At 44.4% G+C, this 14,631-nt stretch carries 9 protein-coding genes; 6 read left to right on the top strand and 3 right to left on the bottom strand.

Annotated features, from left to right (window positions below):
* Positions 1–8 precede the first annotated feature (8 nt).
* Complete coding sequence (locus NSU15_RS29115) at positions 9–1,367, bottom strand: dicarboxylate/amino acid:cation symporter (RefSeq protein WP_042132548.1); 1,359 nt, start codon at positions 1,365–1,367, stop codon at positions 9–11.
* A 412-nt stretch (positions 1,368–1,779) separates the two neighbouring features.
* Here NSU15_RS29115 and NSU15_RS29110 point away from each other — a divergent pair, with 412 nt between their 5' ends.
* Both NSU15_RS29110 and NSU15_RS29105 read left to right on the top strand, forming a co-directional pair.
* The gene (locus tag NSU15_RS29110) at positions 1,780–2,547 is read left to right on the top strand and encodes a hypothetical protein (RefSeq protein ID WP_339288452.1); all 768 of its coding nucleotides are present in this window, start codon (positions 1,780–1,782) and stop codon (positions 2,545–2,547) included.
* Between the two features lie 74 nt (positions 2,548–2,621).
* Positions 2,622–6,350 (top strand): S-layer homology domain-containing protein, encoded by a 3,729-nt coding sequence (locus tag NSU15_RS29105; protein WP_339288451.1) that lies wholly within the window; start codon positions 2,622–2,624, stop codon positions 6,348–6,350.
* Positions 6,351–6,368: 18 nt separating this feature from the next.
* Here the strand turns inward: NSU15_RS29105 and NSU15_RS29100 are convergent, their stop codons facing one another.
* Positions 6,369–7,424, bottom strand: a complete 1,056-nt coding sequence (locus tag NSU15_RS29100) for an NAD(P)-dependent alcohol dehydrogenase (RefSeq protein ID WP_339288449.1) — start codon at positions 7,422–7,424, stop codon at positions 6,369–6,371.
* A 114-nt stretch (positions 7,425–7,538) separates the two neighbouring features.
* Here NSU15_RS29100 and NSU15_RS29095 point away from each other — a divergent pair, with 114 nt between their 5' ends.
* The 4 genes from NSU15_RS29095 to NSU15_RS29080 all read left to right on the top strand — a co-directional run bounded on the left by NSU15_RS29095 (position 7,539) and on the right by NSU15_RS29080 (position 12,603).
* Positions 7,539–7,931: a helix-turn-helix domain-containing protein gene (locus tag NSU15_RS29095; protein WP_042131445.1), complete on the top strand. Its 393-nt coding sequence runs from the start codon at positions 7,539–7,541 to the stop codon at positions 7,929–7,931.
* Positions 7,932–8,131: 200 nt separating this feature from the next.
* Positions 8,132–8,932, top strand: a complete 801-nt coding sequence (locus NSU15_RS29090; protein ID WP_339288448.1) for an ABC transporter ATP-binding protein — start codon at positions 8,132–8,134, stop codon at positions 8,930–8,932.
* A complete protein-coding gene (locus NSU15_RS29085; protein WP_339288446.1) occupies positions 8,925–10,583 on the top strand; it encodes a hypothetical protein in 1,659 nt (552 codons plus the stop codon). Before NSU15_RS29090 ends, NSU15_RS29085 begins: the two co-directional genes overlap by 8 nt.
* A 229-nt stretch (positions 10,584–10,812) precedes the next feature.
* The gene (locus NSU15_RS29080; protein ID WP_339288445.1) at positions 10,813–12,603 is read left to right on the top strand and encodes an EAL domain-containing protein; all 1,791 of its coding nucleotides are present in this window, start codon (positions 10,813–10,815) and stop codon (positions 12,601–12,603) included.
* 92 nt (positions 12,604–12,695) lie between these two features.
* On the opposite strand, the gene NSU15_RS29075 is transcribed toward NSU15_RS29080, so the two are convergent.
* Entirely contained in the window at positions 12,696–14,390 is a 1,695-nt protein-coding gene (locus NSU15_RS29075) for a methyl-accepting chemotaxis protein (protein WP_339288443.1), read from the bottom strand.
* Positions 14,391–14,631 lie beyond the last annotated feature (241 nt).

Genomic DNA, 14,631 nt, shown 5'->3' with positions numbered 1-14,631 from the left:
TTCGGATTTTAAACTGTGCTCAAGAGAATATCATCTTCGTCATTATTGCTATTAAAGGCTTCGCGGTCGAATTCACCTTCTGAATTCGCGACCAACAGCGCGGTTACAGCTGTTCCTGTTGCATTTACAGCGGTACGACCCATATCGATGAGCGCTTCTACACCTGCAACGATAGCGATTCCTTCAAGCGGCAGACCAAGAGCGGTTAAGACTACCGTAGTGGAGATTACGGCTGGTCCAGGTACGCCAGCTACACCAATAGAAGAGATAATACTTACTAAGACCAGCGTAATGTAGTCAGTCCAGTTCAGATCAATACCGAATACTTGGGCGGTAAACACAGCCACAATCGCCGGCCAAATGCCACCGCACGCATTGAAGTTGACCGATGCTCCTAACGGCGCAATAAAGCTCGCGATCCGCGGGGAGACATGAAGGCGCTTCGTAATGACTTCAAGATTGACAGGAAGAGTTGCGTAGCTGCTTCTAGTCGTGAAGGCAACGGTAATGGTTGGATAGATTTTGCGGAAGAAACGAATTGGATTCACCTTCGCTACTAATAGAACCAACCCGCCAAAGATAAGAACAAAATGTATAATCATTGCGACATATGAGGTAATAATTACACTGCCCAGCTCCTGCAACGTTTCCCAGCCATAACGTGCGGTAATTCCTGCAATCAGTGCGAAGACACCGTAAGGCGTCAAGCGAATAATGAATTTAACGACCTGATGCAGTATCAGTGTCAGGGATTCAATAAGATCACGTACAGGTTTAACGGCTTCCGGTTTCTTGGAGCCAATCTTGATTATAGCTACTGCTAGGAAGATAGCGAAAATGAGCAGAGGCACAACCTTACCTGTAGCTGCTTCATTCACAGGGTTGGATGGCACAAGGTCCAGAATAACCTGTGAGAAGGTCGGGATTTCCCGAGCGGCGAAATCTGCAGGTACGTCCTGTTGTATCCCTTGACCAGGATTGAACAGTAATGCAACAGATAGGCCAATAATAGAAGCGATACCCGTCGTTCCGAGGAACCAGGCGAAGGTTTTGATTCCTATTTTACGCAAATACTCCAGATTGGTTAAGGAAGAAATACTGTTCAATACGAGTACAAATACTAAAGGAATGACGAGCATGCGAATCAAGCTGACATAAATGCTGCCGAATGTGCTGATGGCTTTGGTCTCTAAATCGAAGTATTGAAAGAATATTCCGGCAATTAGTCCAATGCCAAGTCCGATGAGTACTCGAGTACCAAATCCAATGCGTTTACGTGCCAGTAGAAACAAAATTGCAAAAACAAATATGGAAGCTACAAATCCATACCAGTTCGTTTCGATGGCGGATAACAAGTTGTTATCTATGTTCACTACTAATACCCCCTTAAACCTAGTTTTTTAATATGATTAATCCTATTGAGATCAATCTATATAGAATTTATAGTAAAGTCAATGTAATAATATGTTAAAAATAATCAATCCCGACAAAAACCATATGAAAAATAAAAATTGATTGACAAGGGACTCTTGCATGAATAATATGGAACTTAATCGTTAGACCAATTGGAATCGACTGGACAGCCGGAGATTCAACGAAAGACGCTTAGTTAGGCGTCTCGTTGAGTCTCTTTTTTATTTTAGAGAAAGGAGAAATAAGGGGTTAAGGTACAACAATGGTAGTTAAGAAGCATGGATCTACTGGACAGCCAGAGATTCAACAGGTACGTAATACGTGCCGTGCCCGGATCTTATTTTAATTGAAAAGGATGATACACATATGAAAAAGCTTACGATATCTTTGGTTGCTGCTACTGTCGTCTTCTCCGCACTGACGTATGCCGCAGTATCCGCTAATAAAAAGACAGCAGAGGCAGCATCTATTGAAGCAAGCAGTAATACAGCAGTATCCGTTTCTGCAGCGGCTGCACCTGTAGCTACTGCAGCGGCCGCAGTCGTTGTTCAAGCAGAAGCCACATCGGCACCAGTTGTAGAAACGGTTCAGCCGGAATCTTCAGCTCCAGTAGTGGAGACTGTCTCGGCAGAAGCGACTGCTGCTCCAGATGCCACAGTAGATTCAAAGACTAAGACCGTTGCCTCAGCTGCTCCTGTAGTGGGTGAAGCTGCACCTAAGGCGACCGCAGCTCCGGCGGCGGACACCGCTAAGGCTGCAACAACTACAACCACGGTTGCTGCTACTGTCAAAACGCAAACCCAGACAGCAACACCGGCTCCAACCGCTGCGCCTACGACGGCTCCCAAAGCAATCGTAACCGCCAAAGCGGCTCAACCAACGTCTGCTCCTGTTGTATCTGCTCAGCCAAAGGCAACTTCGGCTCCTGCAGTAACGGCAACGGAAGCACCTTCGAAATCGAAATCCATTACCTTCTCTACAACTGAGGTGGTTAAAGCGACGGCCGCTCCAGTGGCTGAGGTAGCTCAGCCAAAGACTTCTACTAATGCACCATCATCCACCGTCAGCGCGCCAGCGCCAGCGGAACCGGCTCAAGCACCCGCACCTGCCGCTGAGGAAGAGGTTTGTCCTTGATGGGTCGCGTGCTCATTCAGGATTCCTTTCAGCAAATTCATCACATAAATCGATATAAGGCGAGGTGCACATAAATGATAAAACCATTGCGATTCAAAAAAATTGTAACGCTGCTTCTAGCAGCTTCCCTGCTTGTCCTGCCTTTTCAAGCGGGCAGAGCTAATGCCGAAACGGATAACGCAGAGGCACTAACCTCTTTAGCCTCAAATAGCGGTGTAAGCCACTTTGATTATTTCAGTCATGTTTATGACCGTTTGAATGATGCTAGCCATGTATTTAAAACGGCAACCTATGAGGATATCGTTCATCTTTTTGAGAGTGAAGGCACTTACGCTGTTCTGGTTGGCGGCGCTTGGAGCGAGAATACACAGGCCGATATCGGCTTTATCAATGAAGTAGCTAAAGAATATGGCATCTCTACGATTTATAACTTTGATACTAAGCTGGACGGTGACACGCTCCAGATTGCAGACAGCAATAATAAATTTGCTTACAAATACGTTGACCTGGTAAACAAATATTTAAAGAATTTGAATCTGTCCTCGAAGGACGTTCCAGAACGCAATGTTAGCTATACCAATAAAAACGGGGATGTCGTAACTGCTAATAAGATCGAATCTCCATTTCTCTTGGTGTACAACAAGGATCACAAAGATGCACAGGGAAATAGTGCTCCTGTTGTATCCTATCTGGATAAGAGCTATTCGTGGAATGAGTTCCTAACGAACGGAACGCTAGATGCTACGAAAGTTAATGCTTATAAAGCATCAGTAAGAGAGGTGCTTAGTGCCGCTTCTGGGTATAGCACGATCGATGAGTCTGCTTATATCAAGGCCGCATTTAACAAGAACTATGAGGGCGAAAATGAGGGCAAACCTACGATCTTCAACGAATCGGACGGTACGCTCGTGTATGAACATGTGACCTATCATCAGCTGAAGCAAATTTTGGCGAGTGATGGCAACTATGCGATTTTGTTAGGCGGCTCATGGTGCCCCAACACACAAGCGGTTATCAAATATATTAACGAGTATGCCAAAAAACATAATATCGATAAGGTCTACTTCTTCGATACGAAGCTCGACTCTGGGGTGACGGTTGCTGAACCAAGCAACAACAGCGGCACTAAGGGCAACGCTAATCCGCATAATAATAATGAGCTTCAGATTAGAACAACCAATCATCCATATGCAAATTTGTATGTTGATCTGGTCCGTACTTATCTGACCAATATTAAGACCGAGAACAATACAGCAGCTAAACCATCTGTGATTAGTTATGTGAATGAGCTTGGAAACACTGTGATAGGAGATAGACTTCAGGTTCCATATCTGTTCACGTATAACAAGGACAACAAAGATACAAGTGGTACTAATGCACCTATTCTAGGGCATATTGAGCTTATGTATAGCTGGACGAACATCCAACCGGATTACGTGCAGGCTAATTACCCAATTGGAGCCAGATACACTAACACTACAACAGCGCTGGATAAGCTATTCTCAAAACTTGAAGCTGTGCCTGCTGGACTTACAGGTGTAGCACCAACCGCAGCAGACAGTAAGGATGGGCAAATCTTGGGCACAAGTTCGGCCTTGGAATATAAGCTGGCTGGAGATACGGCATATACGCAAGTATCAGGTTCAGCGATTACAGGGCTTGCGCCTGGTGTTTATACAGTAAGATATGCGGCTACATCAGGATATCAAGGTCCAACGAACGCAGCGGGACCAACGATCATTCCTTATAATGCTGGAGAAGACGTAAGTGTGGAGGTGCCTGCTTATATCCATCAACAAGCAGCTCCAACAGGTCTATTAGGGGTAGCTCCTACTTCTGAAGCTAACGATGATGGGCAAATTACGGGCTCAGTTGAGAGGCAGGAGTATAAGGGTGCTGTAGAAGCTGATTATAAGCCTGTTACAGGCGTAGCCATCACAGGTCTTACTCCGGGCTTTTATAAGGTGAGATTTGCGGCAAAAGAAGGATACAGCGTAGGTAAAGATACTACTGTTGAAGTTCCGGCCTATGGGGAGCAAGCAGCTCCTACAGGGCTAGTGGGCGTAGCGCCGACTACCACAGCCAATAATGACGGTAAAATCACCGGGACTACGAAAGCTTTGGAATATAAGCTAGCAACGGTAACCGATTATGTCTATGCAACAGAAGTAGAGATCGTTGGATTGGTACCGGGGATATATCAAGTAAGATATGCAGCCAAAGAGGGATTTAATGCGGGCAGAGCAGCAGAAGTGATTGTTCCAGTATTCACTGCAGAGCAAGCAGCGCCATCCGGTTTGCAGGGGGTAGCACCTACCTCTACAGCGAACAATGATGGGAAAATTACAGGAACCACAACAGCCTTAGAATATAAGCTGTCCAGTGTGACTAATTATGTGTATGCACCAGATAAAGAGATTACAGGTCTAATACCAGGTACGTATCAAGTTCGATACGCAGCGAAAGAAGGTTATAAGGCAAGTCCAGTGACCGCTATCGTTGTCCCTGCTTATGTATCTATTTCAGACCCAGGAACAAGTGGGCCTGGCGGCAGCAATTCTGCGCCGAGCACGGCTACACCAACACCAACAGCAAGCCCTCAACTGGTTGCTGCAACAACAACCGGTAATACTGTGAATTTATCATCAACAGCAGAAACCAAAACGGATAAAACCACAGGAGTAACCACATCTACAATCACGAAAGAAGCGGCTATCGAGCTAGTGAACCTTGCTAAAAAGGCAGAAGCGGATGGGAAGAAAGCTGTACTGGAAATTAAAGTAGCAGCTACTTCTGATACCAAAACAGCCGAGCTTACCCTATCGAGAAGCATAATTAATGAGTTAGTCTCTGGTACGAAGGCCGAGATTACCATTCATTATGAGAATGTAGGTACGATTACACTCGATGCCAAATCTTTGGCAAGTATCAGCGCAGCCTCGGATACGGGGGATATTGTCATAACGATCGCTAAGGTTTCGTTAACGGCAGAAGGTAAGGCTGTTCTCGGCGACAGACCGGTTTATGATTTATCGGTAAAGGCGGGCCAAAGCACTATCTCTACCTTTGGTGGGGGCAGTGTCCACATCAGTGTACCCTATACGCTACAAGCAGGAGAACAGAAAGATGCGGTTATCGTATACCATATTAATACCACTGGAAGCTTGGAGAATGTACGCGGGAATTATAACGCTGCCAAGGGAACTGTAGATTTTGTTACCACACATTTCTCCCAATATATTATCGGATATAACAAGGTGAGCTTTGCGGATGTTTCGGACACCTCATGGTATAGCAGTGCAGTAGGTTATCTTGCAGCACGCAGTATCACATCCGGTACAGATGCAGAGCATTACAGTCCGAATGCTGAAATAACTAGAGGGCAATTTATTGTCTTACTCTTGAATGCTTACGGCATCACACCGGACGCTACCGCAACGGATAATTTCACGGATGCGGGCAATACGTATTACACGAACTATCTCGCGACTGCTAAGCGCCTTGGGGTAGCCACAGGTTCGGGGGATAATCAATTCCAGCCAGAGATTCAGATCACTAGACAGGAGCTATTTACACTCTTGTACCGCTCGCTCGTAGCGCTAGGTGAACTGCCATCCGAGAAGAAGGCTGCAGCTCTTTCTGATTTTAGTGATGCAGGGGAGATTGCTGGCTATGCACAGGAAGCCCTTCAGGCGCTGGTAGAAAGAGGTGTAGTGACAGGAGCAAATAGTAAGCTGAGTCCTAAAGAAGTCACTACAAGAGCGCAAGCGGCACAGGTCATTTATAATCTGCTGTCGAGATAATTAAGCAGCAGCTGTATATTACATTGGAACCCCCTGCAAAAAAAGCAGGGGGTTTCTAATCTTAAATTTAATGCAAATTTTTCCGAAGGTTGAACCCTTTGCTAAGTATTGCAATGCTTCAATAGAATGTTCAAATGGAAATACAGCATCAATGATCGGGCGAAGTCCATTTTGTTCGATCGCACGATTCATCGTCTCAAACATGTCACGGCTTCCAACATTGATGGCTTGAAGGCGCGCTTTTCTCAGAATTGCAGGGATAAGTTCAAAGCCTTCCACCTGGAACCCCGATAGACCGCCTATCAGACTGATCCTTCCACCCACCCGCAGCGCCCCGATTGATTTATTTAATGTGGAAGATCCACCGAGATCAACAATATGGTCTGCTCCGCGTCCCCCTGTCAGCTCAAGAACAGCCTTATCCCATTCAGGGGTTGTTAAATAATTGACACCAAAATCTGCTCCCAATCCCTTGGCCCGCTGAAGCTTCTCATCGCTGCTAGATGTGATGATCACCTGTGCACCGTGAAGCTTGGCAAATTGAAGCGCGAATAGCGAAACTCCGCCTGTTCCTTGGATCACTACAGTCTCTCCGGCTTTCACCTTTCCTTCTTCAACAATAGCATGCCATGCTGTAACACCTGCACAAGGAAGTGTTGCCGCTTCTTCATCTGTCAAAAGATCTGGCACACGAACCAACCCCTTCTCGGGAAGTACAACATATTCTGCTAGCAGCCCATCAAGCGGACTTCCTAGCGAGCTCACCCAATTTTCTTGTGAAGGTTCTCCCGTAATCCAGCTTTGAGTAAAAATACCGCTCACCCGATCACCAATCTTGAATCGGGACGTATGCTCACCTAAGGCGACAACTTCACCCACACCGTCCGATACCGGGATTAATGGTGAGCTCAAAATCGGGTTATAAAAGCCATCAATCACACCTAAATCCCTAGCGTTAAGGGAAACTGCCCGCATTTTTATACGAACTTCACCAGGACCAGGATTAGGAATTGGACGTTCGGCTGTCTTCAGGTGATCTAGGCCAAATTGACTTTGAATTTCGTATACTTTCATGAGCAATCTCTCCTTTTTGAAGTGCATAGACATACAATAATCCATAAACTACACTTAAGTAAGAAGGCACTTTATAGTGTCCAGGGAACCAAAAAGTGCATAGGAGGACTTCATATGAACCATCCATTTTCGACAAATGCCGTAGAGCCTGATATCTCGTTATCGATTTGTGGGTACAGTAAGGTCCTTGACATCATCTCTAATAAATGGACAGCTTTGGTCATCTATGCCATGGAAGATGGAATCATTCGTTACAGTGATATCAGAAGAAGAATTGAGGGCATCTCTAAAAAAATGCTAACTCAAACATTGCGGCAACTGGAACGAGATGGGCTCGTCCAACGCGAGATCACACCATCGGTCCCGCCCATCGTAGAGTATTCTCTAACTCCTTTAGGGGAATCATTACTTGAACCTATGAGAGCGTTAAATCAGTGGACGAGTAAAAATTACGAATTGGTTCAACAAGCTAGAGCTTCATATGATCAAGTGGATCAAGCGGAATAATTCGCGGGGGATGATCTCTACACTTTAAGGGGGAACCAAGGGTTCTCCCTTTTGTGCTGAAAAGGGCATTAGCATTCATAGATATAAGATTAGTGAGTTAAATTATGGAGTGGGATTCAGTTGAATGATACAATTATTGTAATTTTATGAAATAGTAATTTTTAACATCGTCAATTAGTCGCTAGAGAGGGGATTAGGATATGGGCCTTGCTGATGATCCAGTCATTGCGATTTCTGGTTTATGGATGAACTACACTGATCGAATGGTGCTAAAGGGCATTGACCTTAAGGTATACAGAGGACAAATCATTGGCTATATCGGTCCTAACGGTGCAGGAAAGAGTACAACTGTTAAGATTATGCTCGGTCTGGTAGAAGGCTATAACGGCAAAGTAGAGATTTTCGGCAGGGATATTGCTGATGGAGATGTTTCTTACAAAAAAAGAATAGGTTATGTGCCGGAGGTAGCCGAATTATATGATAGCCTCACCGCTAGAGAGTATCTAACTTTTGTAGGTGAGTTGTATGGATTGAAGCGTAGTGATGTGAACTATAAAGCTGGAAAGCTAATGGCTTTGCTAGGTCTTGAGAAAGCTTATGATTCGCGGATCGCAACCTTCTCCAAAGGGATGAAACAAAAGGTACTGCTGATCTCCAGCATGCTTCATGATCCCGATATTCTGTTCCTAGATGAACCGCTGAGCGGTCTGGATGCCAATAGCGTAATGGTGGTAAAGGAGATTTTTGCATCTTTGGCGGCAAGGGGCAAGACCATTTTCTATTCTTCACACATCATGGATGTAGTTGAGAAGATCAGTAGCCGGATTGTTTTGATCGATGGTGGAGATATCGTGGCGGATGGGAGCTTTGCTGAGCTAAGAGAGAAGGGCCGCGAAGGGTCGCTGGAGGATATTTTTAATCAATTAACTGGATTTGATAAATACCGTGATATTGCTGGGGAATTTGTTGCGGTCATGCAAGAGGGATATTCTCATGACTGATTTCTATGTGCTGAAGCTTCTGGATAAGCTGCGAGGTGGGTTTAGCCGAATCGGTGTTGATTATGACGTGATGCGAAGTATTCTACAGGTCAAATTAACGATGGACGGTAGAAGAACACCAACAGTGCTTGGTGGAATGCAGAAAAAGGAGGAGAAGAAAGAGGGCTCCCCGCTGCGTGTGCAATGGATTTATTTACTTTTTGGCGTCATGTTAATTCCTCTTATGATGTTAACGGGCAACTATATGCTGCAAATGAGTCTAGTGTTTGGTGTAGTGATGTTTATGATTACGACCACACTGATCTCTGATTTCTCTTCCGTAATGCTTGATCTTCGGGATAAAAACATACTGGCTTCCAAGCCAGTGAACCGCCGTACCTTGAACATGGCGAAGAGCATCCACATTCTCATTTATTTATTTTCAGTGACGCTGACCTTGACCGGACCTTCGCTGATTTTGTGCCTGTTCAAACAGGGAGTACTATTTTTTCTAATATATGCTGTTGAGATCATTCTGATGGACTGCTTTATTCTCGTCATTACGGCGCTGCTTTATTTACTGATTATGAAGTTTCTCGACGGGGAGAAGCTCAAGGATATTATTAATTATGTACAGATCATTTTGACTATAGGGATTACAGTAGGGTATCAGCTCGTTGTTAGACTATTCGATATTGCTGAATTGAGCCTCTCTTTTAAGCCGGCATGGTGGCAGTATTTGATTTCTCCGGTTTGGTTTGCAGCTCCATTTGAGATGCTGATTGGCGGAGCGAGAGACACACACTTCGTGGTGCTTTCGGCGTTAGCTTTAGTAATTCCGGTTCTGCTGATTGCGGCTTATATTAAGCTGATGCCTTTATTCGAAAAGAGCTTACAGAAGCTTTCAGAGCAAGGCAACGTTGGTAAAAGTAACGACCGAATGGTGGACTGGTTGTCAAAAATAACTTGTAACAACCCGGTAGAGGGCATGTTCTTTCGTCTTAGCTGGTCAATGATGAAGAATGAACGTGACTTCAAGTTAAAGGTCTATCCGGCAATCGGCTATTCAATCGTCTTCCCGTTCATTTTTATATTTGGGGTCTTTTGGGATGGTAATGCATCCACTATTAAGGATTCAAACACATATCTGATGATCTACTTCGGTGCGACGTTACTTCAGACGGTTGTCCTAATGCTAAGGTACTCTGCGAATTATAAAGGTTCTTGGATTTATAAGCTGATTCCTCTACCGAACACCGCACCTATATATCGTGGAATGCTTAAGGCAGCAATTGTTCGCTTACTAGTCCCTTTATTCGCTATAGAAGCGATAGTATATCTTTGGTTGTTTGGGTCGCGGATTGTGCCGGATTTAGTAGTAGTGCTGTTCGCAATGCTGATCTATGCTGTCATTTGCTTTCGTTCTTATCCCCCGGTATTACCTTTCTCAGAGCGTTATGAGGCAGCTAAACAGAAGGATTACACCGCAAACTCCTTTGGGTTGTTATTCTTGTTGATGGGGATGGCAGGTATACATTATGTTTTCACTTTGTTTACGGGTGGAGTTTATATTTACTTGTTAGTTCTGGTAGTTTTGAATCTATGGATATGGCGAATTACCTTTCCAAAAACCGTATCGCCAACAAGTCATAGTTCAAATTTTCCGGCCTGAGTGGTTGTGTCAAATATGGACATTTTTTGCGTAATAAAAAAGGGTATAAATTCCAGTATTTACTTAGACAATCTTCTGAATACAGAGTAGAATACATCTAAAGTTTCTTTTTTTGGGATCACCTATAATCTTTACGCACTCTTCCATATTTGATATTCGTGTACGGATTGTTTACTTGAGAAATACGCTGGGCGATTACGGGATTCAAAACCGGTGAAGAGGTTAACTAATGGATAAAATGGGAATCCACTTTAATGTTTGGGTTGTTTTACTATCATTGGCGTTAGTGGCGACAGCTGCTTATTCCGCACTGAATCTGATTGCGCAAGTTTCCGGTTCTAACGGCAAAGTTCGACGCTTATGGCTGATTTCGGGGGCTTTTGTGCTTGGTAGCGGTATTTGGGTGCTACATTATGTTGGGATCATGGCGAGCTATTTACCCTTTGAAGTTAATTACTATCCAGGTAGATCTATACTGTCGCTATTGGTTGTTGTGTTGTTCTGTTATTTGGCATTCCATATAACATCTGATACACGTTTGGGAGTATGGCGCTTAATAGTAGGCGGTATTCTTTTGGGTAGTGGAATTTCGGCTATGCATTATATCGGGTTGTTTTCTTTAAGGATCGGGACAAAGGTTTATTATGATGTGTGGACTCAGTGTGCTGCCGTAGCTCTTGTTGTAGTATCCGCTTATCTTGGATTATTGATGTTTTATAAGTTTAAGGCATGCGCGGGGAGAATGGACTATCAAGATTCATTAACAGAGCTGCCGAATCGACATGGATTGGAACACTATTTTAAAAATGAATTTTTCGGAAGTAGATCGGGTGCTGTTTTTTTTGTGGATCTGGATCGCTTTAAATCGATTAACGATACGCTTGGACATGATATAGGGGATATGCTACTGCAGGAGGTTGCTGTAAGATTAATTCATTCTGTAAGAGATAAGGGGAAAGTCTTCCGTTTAGGCGGCGATGAATTCTTGATTGCTCTCCCAGATTGCACGCTGGAAAATGCGCAGTTAGAGGCAGAACGTATTATGCATGAACTTAAGAGATTCTATCGTATTCAGGGTAACGAGCTCTATGTTACTGCAAGCATTGGAATCAGTATGACACCATTGCATGGGACTGATCGCTCAACGCTAATGAAAGCTGCGGATACGGCTCTTTATACTTCTAAGGATTCGGGTAAGAACAAGTTCAGTGTGTTTGATCAGGAAGCTAATCGCCATCAGCTGCGACGGATGTCGCTAGAAAAAGATCTTCGTAAAGCGTTAGCTCGTTCTGAGTTTATGGTGGTGTATCAGCCCAAATGGGATTCCTATATAAATGTTACTGTAGGTCTTGAAGCATTGCTGCGCTGGAGACACCCAGAGCATGGGATCATTTCACCAGCTGAATTCATTCCTATTGCAGAGGAAACCGGACTAATCGTTCCGATTACCTATTGGATGCTGCATGATGTGTGCAGCCAGAACAAGTTCTGGCATAAGGAAGAGATAGCTAACGTACCGGTATCAATTAATATGTCCGCAAGGATGTTTGAGGATGGAAGTCTATACGATGTTGTAGCGGAAGCACTCACATGTTCAGAATTAGAACCACACTTCCTCGAACTGGAGATTACGGAGTCCATTGCGATGCATAACATGAAAGAGACGGTTGCGCAGTTGTCCAGACTTCGGATGCTTGGGGTAAGAGTATCGCTGGATGACTTTGGGACAGGCTTCTCCTCCCTTGGTAATTTGGATGAGATCCCAGTCAACACACTCAAGATTGACCAAGTATTTATTCGTAACAGCAAGATGCACTCCAAGAAAGCTATTATCAGCAATATTATTGCGATTGCGACCCATCTGAATATGGAAGTCGTGGCAGAAGGTGTGGAGACACCAGAGCAGATCGAATTGCTGAAATCACTGGGTTGTAGAGTCATGCAGGGTTATTATTACGGCCGGCCGATGCCTGTACATGAGCTGGGTGAGTGGTTTATAGCGAATACGGCAGCGTCGTAATCTCATTACATAGAAGAGGGGCTAGCGACCAAGCAGAATTTCTCTGCTTGGTCGCTAGCCCCTTTAAGGTTAAGAACTTACATGAATAAAGATTATACTTTGAAACGTTCGATAAGAATCTGCAGCTTCTCCGCTAACGAAGACAAGAAACCAGCAGCCGACTCCACTTCTTCCATTGCTGCGAGCTGCTCTTGTGAGGATGCGGATAAGGTTTCTGCACCGCTTGCTGTCTGATTAGCGACGTCTACAATATTCTGTAGAGTAGTAACGAGACCATCGGAGATGGAGGCTAGCTCGCGGACTGTTCCGGAAATCTGCTGACTTTGTGAAGCCATCCCAGAGACAGACATCTCAATCTCGGAGAAGGATTGACCTGCAGTTACGATTAATTCCCGGCCTTGATCCATCTCTTCTGTAGAGCGCTTCATGGTTTCTCCTGCTTGGTCCATCTGATTTACGATGATGCTTACGAGTTGTCCGATTTGAGCAGCTGATTGGGCGGATCGCTCGGCAAGCTTGCGTACGGATTGTGCAACTACTGCAAAGCCTCTTCCCTCTTCTCCGGCTCTTGCAGCTTCAATGGCTGCATTCAGCGACAGCAGGTTGGTTTCTTCTGCGATGCTCGCAATCGTGCCCACAATATTCTCAATTTCCTTGGAGTAGCCGCCCAAGGTTTCAATAATGACAGCTAAATCAGTGATGCTGTCACTGACGATGCCCATCTGTTGTGTAGTAGAATCCATTGCTTCTCGACCTGTACGAGCCTTTTCGGCGTTACTGGTAGCATTATTCATTGCGTTATCAGCATTTCCTGCAATCTCTGTAATGAAGTGTGACAAGTCTTGTACAGACTTATATCCACCCTCCAAATTTTGCAATTGTGTATTAGCTCCATCGGCAAGTTCAATTGAAACGTTGACACTATACTCACCAGCACGGTTAGTTTCCTGTGCACTGGCAGAGAGCTCTTCGGATGAAGACGCCACCTGCATGGAGGTTTCATTAACTTCGGTAATGAGCATGCGCAAGCTCTGCGTCATGCCGTTGAAATTTCGAGCTAGTGTACCAATCTCATCCTTGCTGTTGAATGAAATAGGATCATGAGTAAGATCACCCTGTGCAACAAGATTTACACCTTTGGATAGCTTCGTTAGTGGACTTACCATTCGGCGGATTAAGAGATATGCTGCCACAATAGCAATAACTAGAATGGAAGTCCCGATAATAAAAGGCTGAACAATGATGTCTCGGGTCCGTTCTTGAATTAACGGACCATCGAAGTTAATAGCCATTAGAGCGACTATAGGCTTGGAGGGGTCATGATCTTGATAGATGGGGCCGTAGCCCGTCTTGAGTGAGGTACCTTCGTATGTATAAACCTTGGAGTATGCGGAATGCTTAGACTTAGTAATCATTTGCTTCTCTTCATCTGAGAAATAAAAAGTGTCGCCTGCTTTATAACCTCTTGCTTTGAAGCTTGAATCTGCGGCGAGGATCTTTCCATCTAGCGATAAAATGAACGCCTCTTTAAAAATAGCCTTATGTGCCACAATCCAACCGATCCGGTCCTCGACAGCCTCCAGTTTGCTTTGATCTCCTGCAATTAATGCGGTAATGTCTGATGGGTCAATCAGCCCGGTTGTAATATTGGCGCATCCTACCAATTCAATACCTGCAGCTTCGTCTACTTGCTTGTACGCAGTACGGTATCCGAAGAACCCGATGGATGATCCAACAAGAAGTAACACGATGAACATCATCCAAGTTAATTTAGTTGCCAATTTCATTCTTTGCACCAACCTTGACAAATTATGTTTTCGGTGACAATCGCTCTCACTGCTACGATTATAGCGTATCGTTAGGCCTAGAACCTTACATGGAATATAGTATTTTTGTGTCGGATATTGTAAATTGGTGGAAAAATTATGGAAATAAACGTGATTATGAAATCTTTAGTAGACAAAAGCATTGAATCCTAACCAGTTCTAGTGGTACGCTTGAGTTATTAAAAACGGATTGGGAGTTGAA

The organism is Paenibacillus sp. FSL E2-0201 (genome assembly GCF_037963325.1).
Classification (GTDB): Bacteria; Bacillota; Bacilli; order Paenibacillales; family Paenibacillaceae; genus Paenibacillus_AQ.
Note: the sequence above shows the minus strand (reverse complement) of the source record. Positions and strands in the feature narration are given on the sequence as shown.